Annotated in this window: 20 protein-coding genes and 1 pseudogene; 9 read left to right on the top strand and 12 right to left on the bottom strand. The window is 69.1% G+C overall.

The genetic code is table 11. The annotated features are described in order from the left end of the window. The 7 genes and pseudogenes from GV790_RS30710 to GV790_RS05085 all read right to left on the bottom strand — a co-directional run. Window positions 1-507 (bottom strand): annotated as a pseudogene (locus GV790_RS30710) (hypothetical protein); the annotation flags it as partial. Then, window positions 504-1,067, bottom strand: a complete 564-nt coding sequence (locus tag GV790_RS05110; RefSeq protein ID WP_163811143.1) for a D-sedoheptulose-7-phosphate isomerase — start codon at window positions 1,065-1,067, stop codon at window positions 504-506. The pseudogene GV790_RS30710 and the gene GV790_RS05110, both read right to left, overlap by 4 nt. 71 nt (window positions 1,068-1,138) lie before the next feature. Continuing rightward, a complete protein-coding gene (locus tag GV790_RS05105; protein ID WP_163810977.1) occupies window positions 1,139-1,729 on the bottom strand; it encodes an HAD family hydrolase in 591 nt (196 codons plus the stop codon). Between the two features lie 100 nt (window positions 1,730-1,829). Next, on the bottom strand, window positions 1,830-2,894 hold the full coding sequence (locus tag GV790_RS05100; protein WP_163810975.1) for a glycosyltransferase family 9 protein: 1,065 nt from the start codon (window positions 2,892-2,894) through the stop codon (window positions 1,830-1,832). Beyond that, the gene (locus GV790_RS05095; protein WP_163811141.1) at window positions 2,891-3,874 is read right to left on the bottom strand and encodes a glycosyltransferase; all 984 of its coding nucleotides are present in this window, start codon (window positions 3,872-3,874) and stop codon (window positions 2,891-2,893) included. The genes GV790_RS05100 and GV790_RS05095 overlap by 4 nt, the downstream gene beginning before the upstream one ends. Continuing rightward, complete coding sequence (locus GV790_RS05090; protein ID WP_163810973.1) at window positions 3,874-4,578, bottom strand: SDR family oxidoreductase; 705 nt, start codon at window positions 4,576-4,578, stop codon at window positions 3,874-3,876. Before GV790_RS05090 ends, GV790_RS05095 begins: the two co-directional genes overlap by 1 nt. 35 nt (window positions 4,579-4,613) lie before the next feature. Next, complete coding sequence (locus tag GV790_RS05085; protein ID WP_163810971.1) at window positions 4,614-5,819, bottom strand: glycosyltransferase; 1,206 nt, start codon at window positions 5,817-5,819, stop codon at window positions 4,614-4,616. A gap of 207 nt (window positions 5,820-6,026) precedes the next feature. Between GV790_RS05085 and GV790_RS05080 the strand changes: the two genes are divergently transcribed. Continuing rightward, window positions 6,027-7,181 (top strand): glycosyltransferase family 9 protein, encoded by a 1,155-nt coding sequence (locus tag GV790_RS05080; RefSeq protein WP_163810969.1) that lies wholly within the window; start codon window positions 6,027-6,029, stop codon window positions 7,179-7,181. A gap of 152 nt (window positions 7,182-7,333) precedes the next feature. Here the strand turns inward: GV790_RS05080 and rfaE2 are convergent, their stop codons facing one another. After that, the gene (gene rfaE2, locus GV790_RS05075; protein ID WP_163810967.1) at window positions 7,334-8,830 is read right to left on the bottom strand and encodes a D-glycero-beta-D-manno-heptose 1-phosphate adenylyltransferase; all 1,497 of its coding nucleotides are present in this window, start codon (window positions 8,828-8,830) and stop codon (window positions 7,334-7,336) included. Between the two features lie 176 nt (window positions 8,831-9,006). Between rfaE2 and ctaD the strand changes: the two genes are divergently transcribed. Next, complete coding sequence (ctaD, locus tag GV790_RS05070; RefSeq protein WP_163810965.1) at window positions 9,007-10,758, top strand: aa3-type cytochrome oxidase subunit I; 1,752 nt, start codon at window positions 9,007-9,009, stop codon at window positions 10,756-10,758. Window positions 10,759-10,785: 27 nt separating this feature from the next. Continuing rightward, window positions 10,786-11,463: a phosphodiesterase gene (locus tag GV790_RS05065; protein WP_178127549.1), complete on the top strand. Its 678-nt coding sequence runs from the start codon at window positions 10,786-10,788 to the stop codon at window positions 11,461-11,463. A gap of 233 nt (window positions 11,464-11,696) precedes the next feature. Here the strand turns inward: GV790_RS05065 and GV790_RS05060 are convergent, their stop codons facing one another. Next, a complete protein-coding gene (locus GV790_RS05060; RefSeq protein ID WP_163810963.1) occupies window positions 11,697-12,710 on the bottom strand; it encodes a DNA topoisomerase IB in 1,014 nt (337 codons plus the stop codon). Window positions 12,711-12,848: 138 nt separating this feature from the next. Here GV790_RS05060 and GV790_RS05055 point away from each other — a divergent pair, with 138 nt between their 5' ends. Genes GV790_RS05055 through GV790_RS05045 form a run of 3 tightly spaced genes read left to right on the top strand, consistent with a single transcriptional unit; the run spans window position 12,849 to window position 14,989 of the window. Then, the gene (locus tag GV790_RS05055) at window positions 12,849-13,352 is read left to right on the top strand and encodes a hypothetical protein (RefSeq protein ID WP_163810961.1); all 504 of its coding nucleotides are present in this window, start codon (window positions 12,849-12,851) and stop codon (window positions 13,350-13,352) included. Then, the gene (locus GV790_RS05050; RefSeq protein ID WP_163811137.1) at window positions 13,352-14,521 is read left to right on the top strand and encodes a zinc-dependent alcohol dehydrogenase; all 1,170 of its coding nucleotides are present in this window, start codon (window positions 13,352-13,354) and stop codon (window positions 14,519-14,521) included. The genes GV790_RS05055 and GV790_RS05050 overlap by 1 nt, the downstream gene beginning before the upstream one ends. A 30-nt stretch (window positions 14,522-14,551) precedes the next feature. Further along, on the top strand, window positions 14,552-14,989 hold the full coding sequence (locus GV790_RS05045; protein WP_163810959.1) for an SRPBCC family protein: 438 nt from the start codon (window positions 14,552-14,554) through the stop codon (window positions 14,987-14,989). Window positions 14,990-15,013: 24 nt separating this feature from the next. Here the strand turns inward: GV790_RS05045 and GV790_RS05040 are convergent, their stop codons facing one another. After that, entirely contained in the window at window positions 15,014-16,807 is a 1,794-nt protein-coding gene (locus GV790_RS05040; protein WP_163810957.1) for a thiamine pyrophosphate-requiring protein, read from the bottom strand. Between the two features lie 35 nt (window positions 16,808-16,842). Next, window positions 16,843-17,322: a Dps family protein gene (locus GV790_RS05035; protein WP_163810955.1), complete on the bottom strand. Its 480-nt coding sequence runs from the start codon at window positions 17,320-17,322 to the stop codon at window positions 16,843-16,845. 167 nt (window positions 17,323-17,489) lie between these two features. On the opposite strand from GV790_RS05035, the gene GV790_RS05030 reads away from it, so the two are divergent. Then, window positions 17,490-18,095, top strand: a complete 606-nt coding sequence (locus tag GV790_RS05030) for a flavodoxin family protein (protein WP_163810953.1) — start codon at window positions 17,490-17,492, stop codon at window positions 18,093-18,095. Between the two features lie 12 nt (window positions 18,096-18,107). Here the strand turns inward: GV790_RS05030 and GV790_RS05025 are convergent, their stop codons facing one another. Next, entirely contained in the window at window positions 18,108-18,515 is a 408-nt protein-coding gene (locus GV790_RS05025) for a low affinity iron permease family protein (RefSeq protein WP_163810951.1), read from the bottom strand. Here GV790_RS05025 and GV790_RS05020 point away from each other — a divergent pair. Together GV790_RS05020 and GV790_RS30495 are read left to right on the top strand one after the other, a co-directional pair. After that, window positions 18,514-18,702: a hypothetical protein gene (locus GV790_RS05020; protein ID WP_163810949.1), complete on the top strand. Its 189-nt coding sequence runs from the start codon at window positions 18,514-18,516 to the stop codon at window positions 18,700-18,702. The two genes, GV790_RS05025 and GV790_RS05020, sit on opposite strands and share 2 nt — an antisense overlap. A 106-nt stretch (window positions 18,703-18,808) precedes the next feature. Further along, complete coding sequence (locus GV790_RS30495) at window positions 18,809-18,976, top strand: hypothetical protein (protein WP_169332979.1); 168 nt, start codon at window positions 18,809-18,811, stop codon at window positions 18,974-18,976. The last annotated feature ends 45 nt before the right edge of the window (window positions 18,977-19,021 follow it).

The following is a 19,021-nucleotide window of genomic DNA, read 5'->3' as shown; positions in this document are numbered from 1 at the left end:
CTGCTCGAGCAGCGCCCGGATCTGCGGATGTGCGGTCACCCCGCGCCCGTAGTCGGCCACCAGCACCGCGCCCGCATTCGCCAACGCCCACCGGGCGTCCTCGCTCACCGGACCCGCCACGGTGCGGCCGTGCCCGAAGTCCAGCCGGGTGATCGGGGCGAGCACGGATTCGCTCGCCCCACCCGCCCAGGGACCGGTGGCCCGCACGCGTTGCTTGCACACCGTGCTGCCGTAGAACGGCAACGCCGCCACCCGCACCCGGCGGGCCAGCAGCGAATGCAGTCGATGTCCGGGCTCGTCATCGGCGAATCCGGCCACCAGCACCACCTCGTCGGCGTATCGGGCGGCCAGCGTCGCCGCCAGCCCCGCGCCGCCGGGGCGATAGGAGCGGCTGGTGACGTCGACGACGGGCACCGGCGCGTCGGGGCTGCGGCGATCGGCGCGGCCTTCGATATCGATATCGAGCAGCACGTCGCCGACGATCACCAACGGTGCGGTGCTGCTCAACTGTCGACCCCCATCGCTGATTCCAGTGCGGCGCACAGCGAATGCACCAGCACCAGGTGCATCTCCTGCACGACCGACACCGAATCGGCGTCGACCGGGATGGCGTCGTCGCAGAGGGCGGCCAGCGGATTGGGCGAGGGCCCCGTCATCGCCCAGGTCGCCATGCCGATCTCCTTGCCCGCCTTGGCCGCTGCCACCACATTGGCGCTGGAACCGCTGGTCGACAGGGTGAGCAGCACATCGCCGGGGCGGCCGTGGGCGAACAGCTGCCTGGCGAACATCTCGTCGGGGCCGTAGTCGTTGCAGATCGCGGTCAGGCTCGAGGTCTCCGCATGCAGCGAGATCGCCGACAGCGGCCGGCGTTCGGCGCGGAAGCGGCCGGTCAGTTCGGCGGTCAGATGCTGTGCCTCGGCGGCGCTGCCGCCATTGCCGCAGGCGAACAAGCGTCCGCCGGAGGCATAGATGCCGGCCAGCCGCACACCCCAGGCCAGGACGTGTTCGGCCGCCGGGCGCAGGTTCTGGTGCAGCGCGCGTCCGAGCGCGTCGAAATGGTCTTCCAGCTCGGCGGTCCGCACGCGACTGCGCGGATCGAGGTTTTCCGGCCGGCCGTCAGCCGGGCGCTCGGCGCTACTCACGTCTGCTCCTTCCCGGTCCCCGGTGCGCCGAGCGCGAGGGTGATCGCCCGAGTGAGGTCGGGAGCCACCGCCGCCAGTCGCCGGGCGCGGTCGGTTTCGGTCGCGCGGGTGCGGGGTGTCGGAACCAGCACGGCCCTGGCACCCGCCGCCAACGCGGCTTCGATGTCGGATCCGATATCGCCGATCACGACGCATCGGGACGGGTCCACGCCGAGTTCCGCCGCGGCGCCGAGGATCAACCCTGGCTCGGGTTTGCGGCACCGGCAGCCATCGGCGGGACCGTGCAGGCAGATCTGCCAGGTGTCGAACGGGCCGAGCAGGTCCTCCACGCGCGCGTTCACCGCGGCGAGTTGGGCCGGGCTGATCCGGCCGGACGCCACGCCGGACTGATTGGACACGATGCCGATGCGCAGACCCGCGCGGCGCAACCGGCGCAGCTGCCTGCGCGCATCCGGCATCGGCCGGACCAGATCCGGGTCGGCGAGGTATCCGGTATCGCGGATCAGAGTGTCGTCGCGATCGAAGAGCACCGCCGCCGGACGCGGATCCGAATCGGCGGTACGGGAGGGTTCCGAGACGCCGTCCATCTGCCCTCCTGATCCGATCCGGGTGCCGGCCCTCGACACCGTTGCTTGGGGCATGCCCTGCCTCCTGCTCTTGAAACAGCGTCGCGGGCTCGTCGCTCGGTCAGCGCAACGCGTCGATCCGCCCGCGCTGTTGTGCCGGCCGGACGGTCGGCAACCGGGACGAGGATGCGACGGCGAGCGTGTCCACCGCCGCGACCACCGCGTCATCGCTGATGTGCTCCAGGCACGGGTGCCCGGGCACGGGACAGTCCCGCGCGCGTGAGCCCGCGCAGGGCGCCGACTGGTCACCGAGCACGATGCACGGCACGTGGTGCGGAGCCCAGCGCGGCGCCGGCACGACGGGCGCGAACAATGACACCACCGGCGTGCCGACGGCCGCGGCGAGGTGGGCGGCCGCGGTATTGGGTGCGACCACCACCCGGGCCGCCCGCAGAACCGCGGCGAGCATGGGCAGGTCGGTCGCGCCACCGAGGTCGAGTGCGTCATCGCCGGATACCGCTGCGGTGAGCTCGGTTTCGTCCGGTCCACCGGTGACCAGCACCCGATAGCCGGCGCCGACCAGGGCGGCCACCATCGCGCGGTTTCGCCCCGCCGACATCCGGCGCGCCGCTACCGCCGCGCCCGGATGCACCACCACGTATCCCGGCTCCCCGGTCAGCGCCCGCACATCCGGCAGATCGGTTCGCACGGCGAGCGCGGAATCCGACGAGGGATACCCGGCGGCCTCGGCCAGCGACAACGCCCGGACAGGTTCCGGCACATCGTCGTCCACCGCATGCCGTACATCCAGCAGAGAACCCGGGTAGTCGGTGCTGATCGCGCAGATCCGCGGCACGGCGGCCATCCGCAACACCAGGGCCAGCGGCAGCGGGGACTGGTGGAAGGAGGTGAAGATCAGCGCCTCATCGATCCGGCGGGCGGCGAGGGTGGCGACCAGGTCATCGATGACGGCGGCGGTGACCGGCGGCTGATCGAAATCGACCCAACCGGCGGCGAATTCGACCACATTGTCGACGCCGGGCAACAGTTCGGCCGCCGCGCGCCCCCGCGGGCCGGCCAGGAAGGTGAGTTCGTCGGCTCGCGCCGCCACCGCCCGCACCGCGGGCCCGGTCACCAGCACGTCGCCGGCGCTGTCGAGCCGGGCGACGAGCACATGGCCGCTCACCCCACCACCTCGCGCAGGAACCGGTCCCAGTGTCCGGTGAACCGGTCGATCGCGAAATTGGCCTGCGCCCACTGCCTGGCGGCCTTGCCCGCCAATTCGGCGAAGCAGCGTTCGCGCACGAACATGCGGATCGCTTCGTCGAGCACGTCGAGATCATTGGAGACCACGCCCGCCTCGGCCGGGATCGACGCCGACGCCTCGGTGGTGCCGAGCGCGACGATCGGCATGCCCAGATACATCGCCTCGATCACCGACAGGCCGAGCGAGGTCCAGCGCGGAGTGTGCACGAATACGCGACGACGCGCGAGTTCGCGGTGCAGCCGTCGCTGATCGTGGTCGCCCGCGCCGCGCACCCGTTCCGCCGGCAGGCCGAGGGCCCGGTGCAGGTCGAGGGTGTCGATGCCGTAGACGTCGAAAGGTGCGGCCTGCGACAGCGGCGCGAGCAGGTCGGTGCCGGTCACCCGGCCGCGCCGCACCGGTTCGTTGATGATGGTGGCCGCGCGGTCCAGTTCGCCGGTGTAGAGGTGGCCGGGGTCGATGACGCCGTGCGGGATCACCGTGGCCGGTGCCCGCCCGTTGTCCCACATCAGCCGGTTGAAGTCGGTGACGTGGACCAGGGCGATGTCGTCGCGGTCGGCCAGCGGATGCCGGGTGAGGCAGGCATGTCCGCGCGGCGTGTTGTGCTCGACGTAGACCGCGGGCAGATCGGCACCAGGCTCGGCGTGCAACCACTGCCGCACCAGATCCAGTTCCTCCGGGCGCTGCAACACCACCACGTCGATCTGTTCGTCGAGCAGGTCGGCGGGCGCGACCTCGCGGGCCGACTCCGGCCAGTCGCGTCCGCAGCGGCCCAGCGCCCACGCCCCGCGTTCGGTGTCGGTGGGGATCAGGTACTGCTGGCCGCCCTGCACGAACGAGGTCATCCAGGAGCCGTGCACATGCCACACCAGGACGTTCAGCGATCTGGATGCGCTGTTCATCATGGCCACGAGCTTTCCGTCGACGGGCAGACCACCATTTCCCGGATCTCGCAGCCCGGTGGCCGGGTCATCGCGAAGATCGCGGTGGCCGCGACATCTGCCGGCTTGTTGAGCCGCGCATCCGGCGGCGGCGCGTACTGGGCGGGACGGTCGTCGAAGAACGCGGTGTCCATACCGCCGGGGATCAGCAGGGTCACGCCGACGTCGCCGGCGGTCTCGGCGGCCAGCGCCCTGGTGAACCCGACCACCCCGAATTTCGACGCGCAGTAGGCCGTGGCATCGGGCAGTGCCCTCACTCCGAGGGTGGACGCGCAGGTCACCACGGTGCCGTGGCTCGCCCGCAAGGCGGGTAGCGCGGCACGGATGACGGCCGCCGTGCCCAGCAGGTTCACCCGGATCACCCGCTCCCAGTCCTCGGTGGCCACCTCGTCGAGTGCGCCGCAGGCGTCGATGCCGGCCGCGGTGAACACCGCGTCCAGCCGTCCATCGACCGTGGCGATGAGTTGCTCCACCGCGCGCCGCGTGTCGTCGGAGTACGCCAGGTCCGCGTACTCCCAGGCCACTTCGGCCTCCGGTTTGTCGCGGTCGATGACCAGAGCGGTGCCGCCCTCGGCCTGTACCGCGTCGACGACGGCGGCTCCGAGACCTGATGCGCCGCCGGTGATCAGGACGTTGCCGAGCGGGGTGTTCGCAGATGCGTTCACGCTGTATCCCTTCAGACGTCGGTCGGATGGCTCTGTCAGCTGGCTGCTCCGAGCGCGGCTGCCTGCGCGCTCGTCGCCTTCTCGTAGGCGGTGAGGGTGTCGGCGGCGATCTGGTCCCAGGAGTAGCGCCCGCACACCTTCCGATGGCCCGCCGCGCCCCAGCGACGACGCTGGGCGCTGTCGGCGAGCAGTGACCGCAGCGCACGGGCCAGCGGTTTCGGTTCCGAGGGCGGCACCAGCGCACCGGTGACGCCGTCGTCGACGGTGTCGAGCAAACCGCCGACGGCACTGGCGACGACCGGCTTCGCGCAGGCCATCGCCTCCAGCGGGACGATGCCGAACGGTTCGTACCAGGGCGTGCACACCACCACATCGGCCGAACGCAGCAGGGCGGGCATCTCGGCATGGGCGAGCTGACCGAGCAGCTGGACCCGGTCGGCCACCCCGTGCTCGGTGGCGATCCGGCGCAGGCGGGCGGCCTCGGCCCGCGCGGTGTCGTCGGCACCGCCGCCGGCGATCAGCAGCTCGGTGTCCGGCAGCTCCGGCAGGGCCTTGATGGCGGTGTCGAATCCTTTGCGCGGCACCATCCGCCCGATCGACAGCAGCCGCCTGCGGCGCCCCTTCGGCGCGATGGGGCCGTGGCGATCGAACATCGAGAGATCGACCCCGCACGGCACGACCGAGGTGCGCGCGTCCGGCACACCCATGCGCGCCAGTTCACGCACCTCGTCCGAGCAGGTCGCCACGATGTGGTCGGCGCTCACCGCGATGAGGCGCTCGAATTTGATCCGCGCGCGTGGACTGGTGTCGGCGCGGCCCTGGTAACGGCGTTTGACCGTGCCGAGGGCGTGAAAGGTCAGGACAACCGGAAGGTGCAGGCGCCGCGCGGCGAGTTCGGTGGCCAGGCCCGACATCCAGAAGTGGGCGTGCACCACATCGGGGCTGTCGCTGCTCCAGGATTCGTACAGGAAGTCGGCGAAGTCTCCCAGGTGCGGCAATATCGCGTCCTTGGGAATGGGTGTGCGCGGACCGGCGGGCACGTGGATCACGCGATAGCCGTCGCCGGTGACGACCTCGGTGTCGATGCGTGGATCGTCTCGCCGGGTGAAGACGCTGACCTCGTGCCCGTCGCGAGCGAAGGCCGATGCCAGCGCGCCGACGTGCACGTTCTGCCCACCGGCATCGACACCGCCGAGCGCGGCGAGGGGGCTGGCGTGTTCGGAAACCATGGCGATCTTCACGGGGCGGTCCCCTTTCCTGCTCGCTGCGTTACCGGCGCCCGTAGCAACCTCCGTTGGGCCCTAAGCGGCGCGTACCCGGTATTCCGCGCGACAATCCGCGGACCGGCGCCCTCGGCCGCCGCAACAGCGCACCGGTTTCGGGTGCGGTCCTCCGGGTATGCGACACGCTGATGCGGGGCAATCGGTTTCGTCGACAGGAGGGTGGGCATGGCCGAACCGGCGCTGTCGGACACAGCGGTGCACCGGCTCGCCGTCGGCCCGTTGCGGCCGCGCTGGCCCGGAGTGCGGCGGATCGCGGTGCTGCGCGGCGGCGGCCTCGGCGATCTGTTGTTCGCCATACCCGCCGTGCATGCCCTGGCCGCCGCCTATCCGGAGGCCGACATCGTGCTGCTCGGTTCCGCCCTGCACGCGCAGCTGTTGAACGGGCGGCCGACCCCGATCGGCGAGGTCGTCGTCCTGCCGGAATCGGCTGTCGGCGTGGCCGGCCCCGGAGACGACGGCCTGCGTGACTGCCTGCGTCGTGCGCTGCGCACACCGGTGGATCTGGGCGTGCAGCTGCACGGCGGCGGCGGTTGGTCCAATACCGTTATCCAGCAGCTCAATCCACGGTGGTCGGTCGGCTCACGAGCCGCCGACGCACCCGCGCTGGACCGCACCGTCCCGTTCCGCTACTACCACAACGAGACCCTGCGGGCGCTCGAAGTGGTCGGGGCGGCGGGCGCTCCGCCGGTGCTGCTGGAAGCCGAACTGCCCCTCACCGCAGCCGATCTGGCCGCCGCGGACCGCGTCTCGACCGGCACGACCGGCTCGACGGTGGCGATACATCCCGGTGCGCGGGACCCGCGGCGGCGATGGCCCGCGTCCAGGTTCGCCGAGATCTGCGCCCGCTGTCTGGGCCGCGGCTGGGACGTCGTATTGATCGGCACGAGCGAGGAACGTCCCCTGCTCGCCGCCATCGCGGACACGGCGCACGCGAATGCGTCCGGGATCCGCGGTGGCGCCACCATTCACTTACTCGACGGGGCAGATATGACCACCCTGTGTGGTGTGCTGGCCCGCAGCCGTGTGCTGGTCGGCAACGACAGCGGCCCGCGTCATCTGGCCCGCGCCCTCGGCACGCCGACGGTGGGCGTGTTCTGGATCGGCAATGTCGTCAACGCGGGCCCGCTCAGCCGCACCGAGGACCGCGTGCTGATCTCCTGGCGCGACGATTGCCCGGTATGCGGGCGCGACATCACCGACGAGTTCCGCGCGCGCTGCCCGCATGACGAATCGCTGGTCACGTCGGTGTCGGTCGAGGATGTGGACGCCGAGCTGCTCGACCTGCTCGCTGCCGAGCGTCCCGGCCGGCTGCCCGGATAGCGCGGTGCGGCCACAACGAACGGAGGCACCACCTCGTAGGCCTGCACGCGCCGATCGGTGACCGTGGTCGGGGGTTTCCGGATGGATCGCACCGCCGGGCAGCAGGCCCGCAGCGAGCGATCACCCTTGGCGGACCTCGAGGTCTGGGCTCATCACCCACCTCCCGTCGCCGATCGGTCCCGGATGCGTTCGATCATCGCCGAGGTCGAATGATCGGCCAGATAGCCGAGCACGCGCACCTCGCCGCCGTACTCGGCGACGACGGGCGCCTCGGGCAGCATCTCCGGCCGGTAGTCGCCACCCTTGACGTACAGATCGGGTTCGGTCGCCCGCAACAGCCGCTCCGGGGTGTCCTCGTCGAAGACTGTCACATGATCGACGCAGCTCAGGGCGGCCAGCACCGCGCACCGATCATGGTCGGGATTGACCGGACGGTCGGGGCCCTTCAGCCTGCGCACGCTCTCGTCGGAGTTGACCGCGACCACCAGCACATCACCGAGCCGCTTGGCCTCGTTCAGGTAGGCAATGTGCCCGGCATGCACCACATCGAAGCAGCCGTTGGTGAACACGATGCGCTCCCCGGCGGCTCGATGCCCGCGCACGGCCTCGATCAACTGCCTCGGCTCCAGCACCGCACCACCACTGCGGTCGATGCGCGCCCGCAACTGCTCCCGCGTGCACACCGAGGTGCCCGGCCGGTGCACGACGACGTCGGCGGCGGCCTGCGCCACCTCCACCGCACCGGTGAGCGGCATCCCGGCCAGCACCGCGAGCGTCAACGCGGCGACGAAGGTGTCCCCGCCGCCCGCGGATTGGCTTTCCCGCACCGGATGCGCCCAGGTGCGGTGCGCCGGGCGGTCGCCGTCGAGCAGCACACTGCCGTCGCGGTCCAAGGTCACCACAACAGTGCGGGTGCCCGTCGCCTCGAACAACGCGTCACGGTGGCGGTCGAACAGCTCGGCACGCTGGTCGGGATCGGCCCCGGCGGTGGTCGCGAGGCCGAGAACCTCGGCCGCCTCGCCGGCGTTCGGGGTGAGGAGATCGGCGTGCAGCGCACGCCAGCGTCCGGGATGGTGGGTGTCGGCGATCAGCAGCGGCAGGCGTTCACGGCGCTCGAGCAGGCCCGCGCGCAAGCTGTCGCCGAGTGGGCCGCCGTAGTCGCAGACGATCAGTGCGTCGGCCCCGATCAGGGCATCGTCGAGGCGAGCGAGCAACTCGGCGATCTCATCGGGCCTGGCGATACCGGTGCTCGTCTCGTCGAAGCGCACCAGGATCTGCTCATCGGCCACGATGCGCGTCTTCACCGGTGTCGTCCGATCGGGCGCGCGATAGATCCGGCCGGTGTCGACGCCGCGGCGGGCCAGCACCTCGGCGAGCGCGGCGGCCGGCGGATCGTCGCCGGTCAGGGCGAGCAAGCGGGTGTCGGCGCCCAGTGCCGCGAGATTGGCGGCGGTATTGCCGGCGCCACCGGCCATGGACGAGCTGCGTTCGATATCGACCACCGGCACCGGGGCCTCGCGGCACAACCGCTCGCACCTGCCCCACTTCCACACATCGAGCATGGCGTCGCCGAGCACGACCACGGTCGCATCCCCGCGCGTCACATCGGCCGCGAGGCCGGGCCCGTCGGGGTAGTCGGTCCCACTCATGCGCGTCCTCCTGTCGATGCGGCACTCGATCTCGCCATTCCACGCGCGGAGCCGATAAAACAAGCGGTGCCGATCAGTGCGCCGCGATATTCGGTGGCCGCTCCTGTGGTTCAGCCGCCGCGATGCGGGTAGGGCGAGGACATGGGCGCATTCTCGGCATCGATGTGGGAGGTGGGATGACGGCGACATCCTCGGGCGCGGTGGGTGAGCTCACCGCGACGCGACCGTATCCGGCCCGCAGCGGGCCGAAGGGGTCGGCGCTCTACAGAATCATCACCACCACCGATCCGAAGGTGCTCGGCATCCTGTACCTGGCGTCGGCGACCGCGTTCTTCCTCATCGGCGGCCTGCTGGCCTTGCTGATGCGCGGGGAGCTGGCGCGGCCGGGATTGCAATTCCTCTCGCCCGAGCAGTACAACCAGCTGTTCACCATGCACGGCACGATCATGCTGCTGTTCTATGCCACCCCAGTGGTTTTCGGGTTCGCCAATGCGATCCTGCCGTTGCAGATCGGCGCACCCGATGTGGCTTTTCCGCGGTTGAACGCGCTCAGCTATTGGCTGTATCTGTTCGGCGCGACGATGGCGACGGCCGGATTCCTCACGCCGGGCGGCGCGGCGGATTTCGGCTGGACCGGTTACACACCGTTGAGTAATGAACTGCATTCGCCGGGCGTCGGCGGGGACCTGTGGATCATGGGGTTGGCGGTGTCGGGTCTCGGCACCATTCTCGGCGCGGTCAACATGATCACCACCGTGGTCTGTCTGCGCGCGCCGGGGATGACGATGTTCCGTATGCCGATCTTCACCTGGAACATCCTGGTCACCAGCATCCTGGTGCTGCTGGCGTTCCCGATCCTCACCGCGGCGCTGATGGCGCTGGCCTATGACCGGCATCTCGGCGGCCACATCTACGACCCGGCCACCGGCGGCACCATTCTCTGGCAGCACCTGTTCTGGTTCTTCGGCCATCCCGAGGTCTATATCGTCGCGCTGCCGTTCTTCGGCATCATCAGCGAGGTCATCCCGGTGTTCAGCCGCAAACCGATCTTCGGCTACACCGCCCTGGTCTTCGCCACCATCGCCATCGCGGCGCTGTCGATGGCGGTATGGGCACACCACATGTATGCCACCGGCGCGGTGATGCTGCCGTTCTTCTCGCTGATGACCTTCCTGATCGCGGTGCCGACGGGGGTGAAGTTCTTCAACTGGATCGGCACCATGTGGCGCGGGCAGCTGACCTTCGAGACCCCGATGCTGTTCTCGATCGGTTTCATCGTCACCTTCTTGCTCGGCGGTCTGTCGGGTGTCATCCTGGCCAGCCCGCCGCTGGACTTCCACGTCACCGATTCGTATTTCGTGGTAGCGCATTTCCACTACGTGTTGTTCGGCACCATCGTCTTCGCGACGTTCGCCGGGATCTATTTCTGGTTCCCGAAGATGACCGGCCGGTTCATGGACGAACGGCTGGGCAGGCTGCATTTCTGGACCACGTTCCTCGGCTTCCACCTCACCTTTCTGGTGCAGCACTGGCTGGGCAACGAGGGCATGCCGCGCCGCTACGCCGACTATCTGCCCGGCGATGGGTTCACCGCGCTCAACACGGTCTCCACCATCGGGTCCTTCGTGCTGGGAGCCTCGATGGTGACGTTCGTGTGGAATGTGTTCAGCAGCTACCGGTACGGCGAAGTGGTCACCGTCGACGATCCATGGGGTGCGGGCAATTCGCTGGAATGGGCGACGACCTGCCCGCCGCCTCGGCACAACTTCTACGAACTGCCGCGCATCCGCACCGAACGACCCGCGTTCGAAGTGCACTACCCGCACATGGTCGAACGAATTCGCGCCGAAGCCCACGCCGGCCGCGCCGTGCGGCACGGAGCAGGTGCGGAGTTGTCCGAACCATCCGATGCGGCCACAACCGACTAGACCGATGACAGCAGCGAAGGATATGTGATGGCCGATCTGGTTTCCGCCACCGTGACAAAGGCTTTCGAGGCAGGCGCCCGGGTACGGCACGGGCGGGTGTTCCACCCCCGTGGCGTGCGGCTGTCCGGGCGATTGCATGCCGAGGACGAATACGTCTCGCTCTTCGGACCCGGCGAGCGGGCAGTGATCGCGCGGATGTCGAAGGGAATCGGCACCCCCGCGGGGCTACCGGACGTGCTCGGGCTGGCCTTCCGGGTGCTCGATCGCGACGACCATCCGTGGGATTTCGTGCTGGCCACCACCGGCCGCGGCGGGCTCGGCCGGCTGGCGATCACTCCGGCCCGCGGCTGGGTCAGCGCCCGCTACGGCTCCCTGCTGCCGTACCGGTTCGGTGCATCCAGCCTGACCTGGGTGCATGCCGAACCGGACGCGAACCAGCCCGCGACCGCTTCGCTGGATGCCATGGCAGAGCATCTGCGTGAGCACACCCTCGGTTTCGAGATCACCGTCCAGGGCATCGGGACCCCGCGCCGCACCGCCGGGGAACTGACCCTGCACCAGGCCGAACCCGAGGACTACCGCACCGACTTCTTCGACCCGATGCTCAACCATCCGGCCGAGGTCACGCTGGTGCCCGGGCTCGTCACCAAGTTCAGGGAACGCGCCTATATCGGCAGCCGCCGCGGGCGCGGAGAGGAACCCTGAGCCGGCGCGCGTAATTCGCCCCGCTGATGCAGGGCACCCTGCGCGGGAATCGGTCCAGCCGCGCCGAGGAATGGCGCGACCCCCAACCACCGCCGACGACGACCCCGGCCGGGAGCTCGCCCCGAGCTGTCGGACTCACCTCCGGAGGCACCCCGGTCCTGACCCGTGACCGCCGGCCGTCGGCCGAATTCGCCGGCGGCGCTGGGCAACTGGCGTTGCGGCCACGGCGCGATTCAGCCTGCGGCCTTACGCAACAACCGGATGACGGCCCGCTCGATGATCGCGGTCTGTTCTTCATCCGCATCGGCCCGGTTCGCCCGTCGCAGCGCGGCATGGATCGTCGCACCGTTCTCGAAGGCCTCGACCACACGTGGGTCGATGTAGGAGTCGCGCGCCACGGCGGGCGTATTGCCCAGTGCGTCGGCGACCTGTTGGAAGATCTCCCGCTCGACGCGTCGCCTGCCGCGCTGGGACTCCGGGCGCCGCGCCGATCCGAATCCAGCCGCGGCCAGCACGGTGCCCTGCCAAGTCCGCAGGTCTTTCACACTGCATTCGGGGCTGGTCAGCTCTTTGAAGCGAGCGTTGATCTCCTCCGCGTGCAGTTCGTGACATCCCGCGTCGTCGCGGTACACCAACAGCCGCCGCGTGCCGGTCCGCCGGCGTCGCAGCGCGCGAACGGCCCTCGCCAGGGCGGGCCCGCGCACCCGTACCCGCCGCCGGATCCCGCCCTTGGCGATGTAGTCGAACACCATCTCGTCCCCGGCGACGCGCACCTGATCGCGCAGCAGGGTGGCCACGCCGCGTGTCCCGTTCTCCTCGGCGTATTCCTCACCGCCGACCCGGAATACGCCGCGATCCACCAGGCTGATCGCCAGCGCTTCGACGCGGCGACGTGGCAGGCCACGCACACCCAGATCCGCTTCCAACTGCGCGCGCAGCTCGGGTAGCCGGCGGGCCAGGTCGAGGACCCGATCGAACTTCTCCTCGTCGCGTTCGCGGCGCCAGCGTTCGTGGTAGAGGTACTGCCTGCGGCCCGCCACGTCCACGCCGACAGCTTGGATATGACCGTTCGGGTGCGGGCAGATCCACACTTTGCGCCACGCCGGCGGGATCACCAGCCCGCGAATGCGCTCCAGGGTGTCGGCGTCGGCGACCGGCTCACCCGAGTCGGCCACATAGGAAAATCCGCGCCCACGGGCGATCCGCCTGATGCCCGGTCCGTAAGGCCTGCTCCGCCGCAATCTCATAGGTCCCTCCCCTCTCCGGCATAGCCCGCCTCCCCGATTTCACACCTGGCCGGCCCCGACATTGTTTGCCGAGCACGGGGTATGCGGTGAAGGAATGCGGCTGCTCCGGCCGCCGGTCGCCGTTCGGAGGGAGTGCTCGTGGACTACATCGACAAGGCCAAGCACCAGGTGGTCGACCTGGTCGGGAAAGTCGTGGGGGCCTCCGGTGGCGGGGTGAGCACCCAGACGATGACCATGGCGCGACCGCGCGATGAGGTGCGGCGGTTCTGGCGCGATCCGGACAACCTGTCGGCCGTCCTGCAGGGGATCGCCCAGGTGCGGGAGGCGGGGCCGGACCGCCTGGAGTGGACCTTCGAACAGCTCGGCGATGACGCTCTGCGGTGGGAGACGGACGTCGTCGACGATGCTGACGAACTGCGCTTCACCGGCGAACACGACGAACAGATCCGATTGCGTTTCGCCGACGCACCACACGACCTCGGCACCGAGGTCACCGTCCGGACAGCGAGCCCGGCACCGGGCCTGCTCACCGGCGCGGCGGCGTTCACCGCGCTCTATCGCGCCCGTGCGCTGCTGCAGACCGGCGAAATGCCCACCCTCGAACACAATCCCAGCGGCCGACGCACCGAGCAGGAGGCATGATGCGTGCACTGTGCTGGAACGGCGTCAATGATCTCGCCGTCGAGACCGTGCCCGATCCGGTCCTGGTCAATCCACACGATGTGATCGTGCGGGTGCGGTTGAGTACCACCTGCGGCTCGGATCTGCATTTCATCGACGGCTATCTGCCGGGGATGCGCGCAGGCGACGTCATCGGGCACGAATTCATGGGCGAGGTCGTCGAGACCGGGCCAGAGGTGACGTCGGCGAAGGCCGGTGACCGGGTGGTCGTGCCGTCGTTCATCGGCTGTGGGTCGTGCTGGTACTGCGGCAACGGCCTGTACTCGGCATGCGACACCACCAACCCGAACGCCGCGCTACAACAACCGTTGCTCGGCTATCCCTCCGGCGGAATCTATGGCTACACCCATCCTTTCGGCGGCTACCAGGGTTCGCACGCGGAGTACATCCGGGTGCCGTTCGGCGATGTCAACTGCTTCACCATCCCCGATGGCGTCACCGATGAGCAGGCACTGTTCTGTTCCGACGCGGTGCCGACGGGCTTGATGGGCGCCGACTTCTGCGATATCTCCCCCGGCGACACGGTCGCGGTCTGGGGCAGCGGCGGCGTCGGTCTGATGGCCGCGCACACCGCGCGCCTGCTCGGCGCCGAACGGGTGATCGTCATCGACCGGTTCCCGAACCGGCTGGAGCTGGCCCGCAGCCGCGCCGGCGCGGAGACGATCGATTACACGACCGTGGACAGTGTGGCCGAGGCGCTGCGCGAAACCACCGGCGGCCGAGGACCCGACGCCTGTATCGACGCCGTCGGCATGGAAGGGCACGGAACCGGGTTGCAGCAGCTCTACGACAAGGCCAAGCAACTGCTGCGGCTCGAGACGGATCGCGCGACCTCGCTGCGCCAGGCGATCGTGGCCTGCCGCAAGGCCGGCGTGGTGTCGGTGCTCGGCGTCTACGGTCTCACCGACAAGTTCCCGATGGGCGTGATCACCAACAAGGGCCTCACCATTCGTTCCGCCCAGCAGCGCGGGCAAGCCTATATGCCGCGCATGTTCGACTACATCGAGCAGGGCGATCTGGATCCGTCCTACCTCATCACCCACGATCTGCCACTGAACGAGGCGGTGCGCGGATACGACCTGTTCAAGAACAGCAAACAGGAGTGCGTGCGCGCGGTCTTCCGCCCCTGAACCATCCGCACCCGAGGAAGGCAGGACATCATGGTCGAGGTCCGGACCGAGGTAGCCGCGTCACCGCAGCAGATCTTCGCGGTGCTCGCCGACGGCTGGTCGTTTGCGAGCTGGGTGGTCGGCGCCTCCCACATCCGCGAGGTCGACAGCAACTGGCCGCAAGTGGGTGCACGGATCCATCACCGGGTCGGCTTATGGCCGTTCACCATCGACGACACCACCACGGTGCGGGCCGTCGACCCACCGCACAGCCTGGAGTTGGACGCGGGGCTGTGGCCGGTCGGCGCGGCCTGGATCAGGCTCGACCTGGTCGAGATCGGCCCGGGCCGCACCGAGATCCGGATGGCGGAGAAGGCCGTTCGCGGTCCGAGCCGCTGGGTGCCCGGACCGATCGAAGGGGCGTTGCTCATACCACGCAACAAGGAGGCGCTGGCCCGGCTCGCCGATATCGCGGTCGGCAAGAAGTAGGCGCGCGTGCGCTGATCGCGCCCGCTAACCGCTGCGGTGCCTGGCGAAGAAGCGGCGCGTCTTCTGCTTGACCGACTGCGCCAGCACCGGGCCCGCGTCTTCATCGCCGTGCAGCAGTGCCTTGGCCAGCGAGGAGAACTGCTCGAAGGTGGTGTTGGGTGGTATCGGCGCCACATTCGGATCACACGCGATATCCAGCACCACCGGGCGCGCGCTCGACAATGCCCGCGTCCACGCGCCGGCCAGCGCCGCCGGATCGTCGATGGATTCGGCGGCGAGCCCGAGACTGCGCGCGAACGCGGCGTAGTCAACATCGGGCAGGGTCTGCGAATCCGGGAATTTCGGCGCGCCGTGCATTCCGCGCAGCTCCCAGGTCACCTGGTTGAGGTCGTTGTTGTGCAGGACCGCGATGATCAGGCGCGGGTCCTGCCATTGCCGCCAGTAGCGGGCGATGGTGATGAGTTCGGCCAGGCCGTTCATCTGCATGGCCCCGTCGCCGACGAGCGCGATGGCGGGTCGCTCCGGGTACGCCCATTTGGCGCCGATGGCGTACGGCACCGCGCACCCCATGCTGGCCAGCGTGCCCGACAGCGACCCACGCATATCGCCGTGGAAACGCAGGTGACGCGCGTACCAGTCGGCCGAGGTCCCCGAATCCGCTGTGACCACGGCATTCTCGGGCAGTTGCGGTGACAGCTCGGAAAAGATGCGCATCGGATTGATCGGATCGGCGTCCAGCATCGCCACCTCGTCGGCGGCCCGCCACCACTGCGCCACTTCGTGTTCGACGCGCTTGCGCCAGCTGCGGTCACGCTTGCGTTTCACCATCGGAATCAATTCGCGCAGTGCGGCTTTCGCATCCGCGACAATGCTGACCTCATAGGGGTAACGCATGCCGATCCAGGCGCCGGACCGGTCGATCTGGATGCCGCGCACCTGCCCGTACTCGGGCAGGTATTCGCTGTAGGGGAAGTTCGACCCGATGGTCAGCAGGGTGTCGGCCTCCGACATCAGGTAGTGACTGGCCGTGGTGCCGAGCAGGCCGAGCGATCCGGTCACCCAGGGTTCGGTATCGGGCAGCACATCTTTACCCAGCAGCGCCTTGGCCACGCCCGCGCCGAGCAGATCGGCCAGCCGGGTCAGTTCCTCGACGCAGCCGCGCGCACCCTGGCCGACCAGGATCGCGACCCGCTCCCCCGCGTCGAGGATCTCGGCCGCGCGGCGCAGTGCCTCCGGATCGGGTGTGATGGTGCCCTGGCTCAGGCCGAGACTCGACGGGACGTTCTTCATCTCGTGCGCCGGCGCGGTGTAGTCGAGCGAGAACACATCGGCGGGAACGATCACCGCCGTCGGCGCCCGCTCGGCGATCGCGACGCGGAAGGCGCGGTCGAGCACGTTGGGCAATTGCTGCGGCACCACACACAGCTGCGAGTAGGCGCTGCACACGTCCTTGAACGCCGTGGGCAGATCGACCTCCTGCTGATGTGAACCGCCCAGCGCGCTGCGCTCGGTCTGGCCGACGATCGCCACCACCGGCACATGGTCGAGTTTGGCGTCGTAGAGGCCGTTGAGCAGGTGGATCGCGCCCGGGCCTCCGGTCGCCGCGCACACCCCGACCGACCCGGAGAATTTGGCGAATCCGACCGCTTCGAAGGCGGCCATCTCCTCGTGCCGGGCCTGCACGAACTGCGGATAGTCGTCGCTGCCCGCCCATGCGGCGAGCAGACCGTTGATTCCGTCGCCGGGGTAACCGAAGACCTGGCGCACACCCCATTCCCCGAGGCGGCGCAACAGAACGTCACCGACCTGCTCGGCCATCGTGTCTCCTCCTCGTCTCGGTGCTGCGCTCCCGGTCAGGCGGTGGCCAGCTGGGCCTGCCACATCCAGTGCAATTGCTCGAGCCGTGCGGCGATCTCGATGAACAGATCCTGGGTCACCGGGTCGGGCTTCTCGGTGGCGTCGATGCGTTCCCGGAATCGCCCGATGACGGTGGCGAGGTTGTCCACGATCGCGGTGATGACGTCGGTGTCCTGTTGCCAGCCGTCCGGGAAGCCGAGTCCGGCGGCCTCCTTGGCCACCGTCTGCGCCCGTCCGTCGGGGCTGACGCCGATCGCGGTGGCCCGCTCGGCCACCGCATCGGTGAATCCGCGCGCCGCGGTCACCAGTTCGTCCAGGGCCAGGTGCAAGGGACGGAAATTCGGGCCGACCACATTCCAGTGCGCTTGTTTGGCGATCAGCGACAGATCGATGAGATCGACCACGCTCGCCCGCAGTGCGTCACCGGTGATGCGCTGCGCTTCGGCGTCGAGGGTGCTCTTGATGGGGACCGACATCGTTACTGCCTCCTGTTGGGGTTGAGATCGACCGGTCACGATCGGTCTACCCGGTTCCCGGCCGGCAAACCCGGGCACCGGCCGGACGGCTGTGTGAGCCTCGGCGCAGCGGGTACCGCCCTGGCAAAACGTCACCTGCGACGGTGGCCGGATCAGGAGGAGCAGTCATGGACGAGCTGAGCGCGGTCGCGCTGGTGTGCACGTTGAAGAAGTCGCCTGCCGAGTCCAGCAGCGATCGACTGGCCCGGCAGGTGCTGGCCGAGTTCGCCCAGCACGAGGTGCGCGGTGAGATCGTGCGGGTGGTCGATTACGACGTGCTGCCAGGGATCACCGCCGACGAGGGCGAGGGCGATCAGTGGCCGCAGATCCGGGAGAAGATCCTGGCCGCCGATATCCTGCTGGTCTCCACCCCGACCTGGCTCGGCCACATGTCCTCGGTGGCGCAGCGGATGCTCGAGCGGCTCGACGCCGAACTGTCCAACACCGACGACCGCGGTCGCCCGGCCATGTTCGGCAAGGTCGCCACGGCGGCGGTGGTCGGCAACGAGGACGGTGCGCACAAGATCATCGCCGATCTGTTCCAGGCGCTCGACGACATCGGGTTCAGCATTCCCGGTCAGGGCGGCACCTATTGGAACGGTGAGGCGATGAGCGGCGTCGACTACCTGGATCTCGATTCCGTCCCCAAGGCCGTCGCCGGCACGAACGCGACGCTGGCCCGCAACGCCGCCCATCTGGCGCGACTGCTACGCGCCGAGCCCTACCCGGCCTGAACGCACGCCGGGTCAGCTGGACTCGTGACGCTCCAATCCGACGGCGTCGGTGAGGTCTTCGCGATGCCTGCGCAGGCCGGGGTATTCCGGGCCGAGTTCGTCCATCAGGTCGCCGAGCGCGTCGGCGATCGCATTGAGCTTGTGCTGCACCGCCTCGTCCGAGCGCGTCTGGGTGTTCTGTAGCAGGGCGACCAGCAGGAACGTGATGATCGTCGTCGCGGTGTTGATCACCAGCTGCCAGGTGTCGATATTGCGCAGCACCAGGATGCTCGGCGCCCACACCAGCACGATCAGCACGCAGAAGGCGAAGAACCAGGCCTTGGACACCGTCGCCGCGGCGCGGCTGGCGAAGCGATCGAAGATGGATCGGTCGTCGCTGACCTCGGACGGCAGCAGCGCGCGGCCTCGTTTCGCGCTCATGGCGGACCTCCTCACGCTCGCCGCCCTGGACGCGGCAGGCTTCCTTTCACTGTATGACCGCCGTACCCGGGAAATACCCCGAACAAACGTTCGCGCCGCGCCGGCCGGTTTTCTCCGGCGAATTATGCCTGCGAGCCGCCGGGCGGGAATTGTGGATTTCTACGACACGCGCGCGGATATCGGCTGAAGAATCAAGAACTGCGCTGCGAGCGACATATCGTGCGCGCCTTGTGTTCTGATGAGGCCGGTCCCGAACCCGGGACTCCATCGCAGAGCACAACCGAGGAATGTTTATGAACTCCAGAATTATTCGTCCGCTCGCCGTCGCCGGCCTGGTTCTCACCGCGGCAGCGATCGGCGCCGCCCCCGCCTCCGCCGAGACCGCCGCCCCCGTCGCGGGATCGGTGGAGGTGTGCGCGCCGATTCACCTCGGGCCGCTGGAGCTGAGCTTCTGCCTGTAGCAACCCGCTTCGGTCGCCGCGGCGGTGGCGTGTCCCGTCGCCCCC

The sequence above is a fragment of the Nocardia cyriacigeorgica genome (assembly GCF_010858045.1).
In the GTDB taxonomy this organism is placed as follows: domain Bacteria; phylum Actinomycetota; class Actinomycetes; order Mycobacteriales; family Mycobacteriaceae; genus Nocardia; species Nocardia cyriacigeorgica_E.
The sequence above is the reverse complement of the archived record's forward strand: the minus strand, read 5'-3'. Positions and strand labels throughout refer to the sequence as shown.

Coding starts and splice junctions, on each gene's coding strand:
- GV790_RS05105 (WP_163810977.1), bottom strand. CDS start 1,729: ATGGACGGCGTCTCGGAACCCTCCCGTACCGCCGATTCGGATCCGCGT.
- GV790_RS05095 (WP_163811141.1), bottom strand. CDS start 3,874: ATGAACAGCGCATCCAGATCGCTGAACGTCCTGGTGTGGCATGTGCAC.
- GV790_RS05080 (WP_163810969.1), top strand. CDS start 6,027: ATGGCCGAACCGGCGCTGTCGGACACAGCGGTGCACCGGCTCGCCGTC.
- rfaE2 (WP_163810967.1), bottom strand. CDS start 8,830: ATGAGTGGGACCGACTACCCCGACGGGCCCGGCCTCGCGGCCGATGTG.
- ctaD (WP_163810965.1), top strand. CDS start 9,007: ATGACGGCGACATCCTCGGGCGCGGTGGGTGAGCTCACCGCGACGCGA.
- GV790_RS05065 (WP_178127549.1), top strand. CDS start 10,786: ATGGCCGATCTGGTTTCCGCCACCGTGACAAAGGCTTTCGAGGCAGGC.
- GV790_RS05060 (WP_163810963.1), bottom strand. CDS start 12,710: ATGAGATTGCGGCGGAGCAGGCCTTACGGACCGGGCATCAGGCGGATC.
- GV790_RS05050 (WP_163811137.1), top strand. CDS start 13,352: ATGCGTGCACTGTGCTGGAACGGCGTCAATGATCTCGCCGTCGAGACC.
- GV790_RS05045 (WP_163810959.1), top strand. CDS start 14,552: ATGGTCGAGGTCCGGACCGAGGTAGCCGCGTCACCGCAGCAGATCTTC.
- GV790_RS05040 (WP_163810957.1), bottom strand. CDS start 16,807: ATGGCCGAGCAGGTCGGTGACGTTCTGTTGCGCCGCCTCGGGGAATGG.
- GV790_RS05035 (WP_163810955.1), bottom strand. CDS start 17,322: ATGTCGGTCCCCATCAAGAGCACCCTCGACGCCGAAGCGCAGCGCATC.
- GV790_RS05030 (WP_163810953.1), top strand. CDS start 17,490: ATGGACGAGCTGAGCGCGGTCGCGCTGGTGTGCACGTTGAAGAAGTCG.
- GV790_RS05020 (WP_163810949.1), top strand. CDS start 18,514: ATGGCGGACCTCCTCACGCTCGCCGCCCTGGACGCGGCAGGCTTCCTT.
- GV790_RS05025 (WP_163810951.1), bottom strand. CDS start 18,515: ATGAGCGCGAAACGAGGCCGCGCGCTGCTGCCGTCCGAGGTCAGCGAC.
- GV790_RS30495 (WP_169332979.1), top strand. CDS start 18,809: ATGAACTCCAGAATTATTCGTCCGCTCGCCGTCGCCGGCCTGGTTCTC.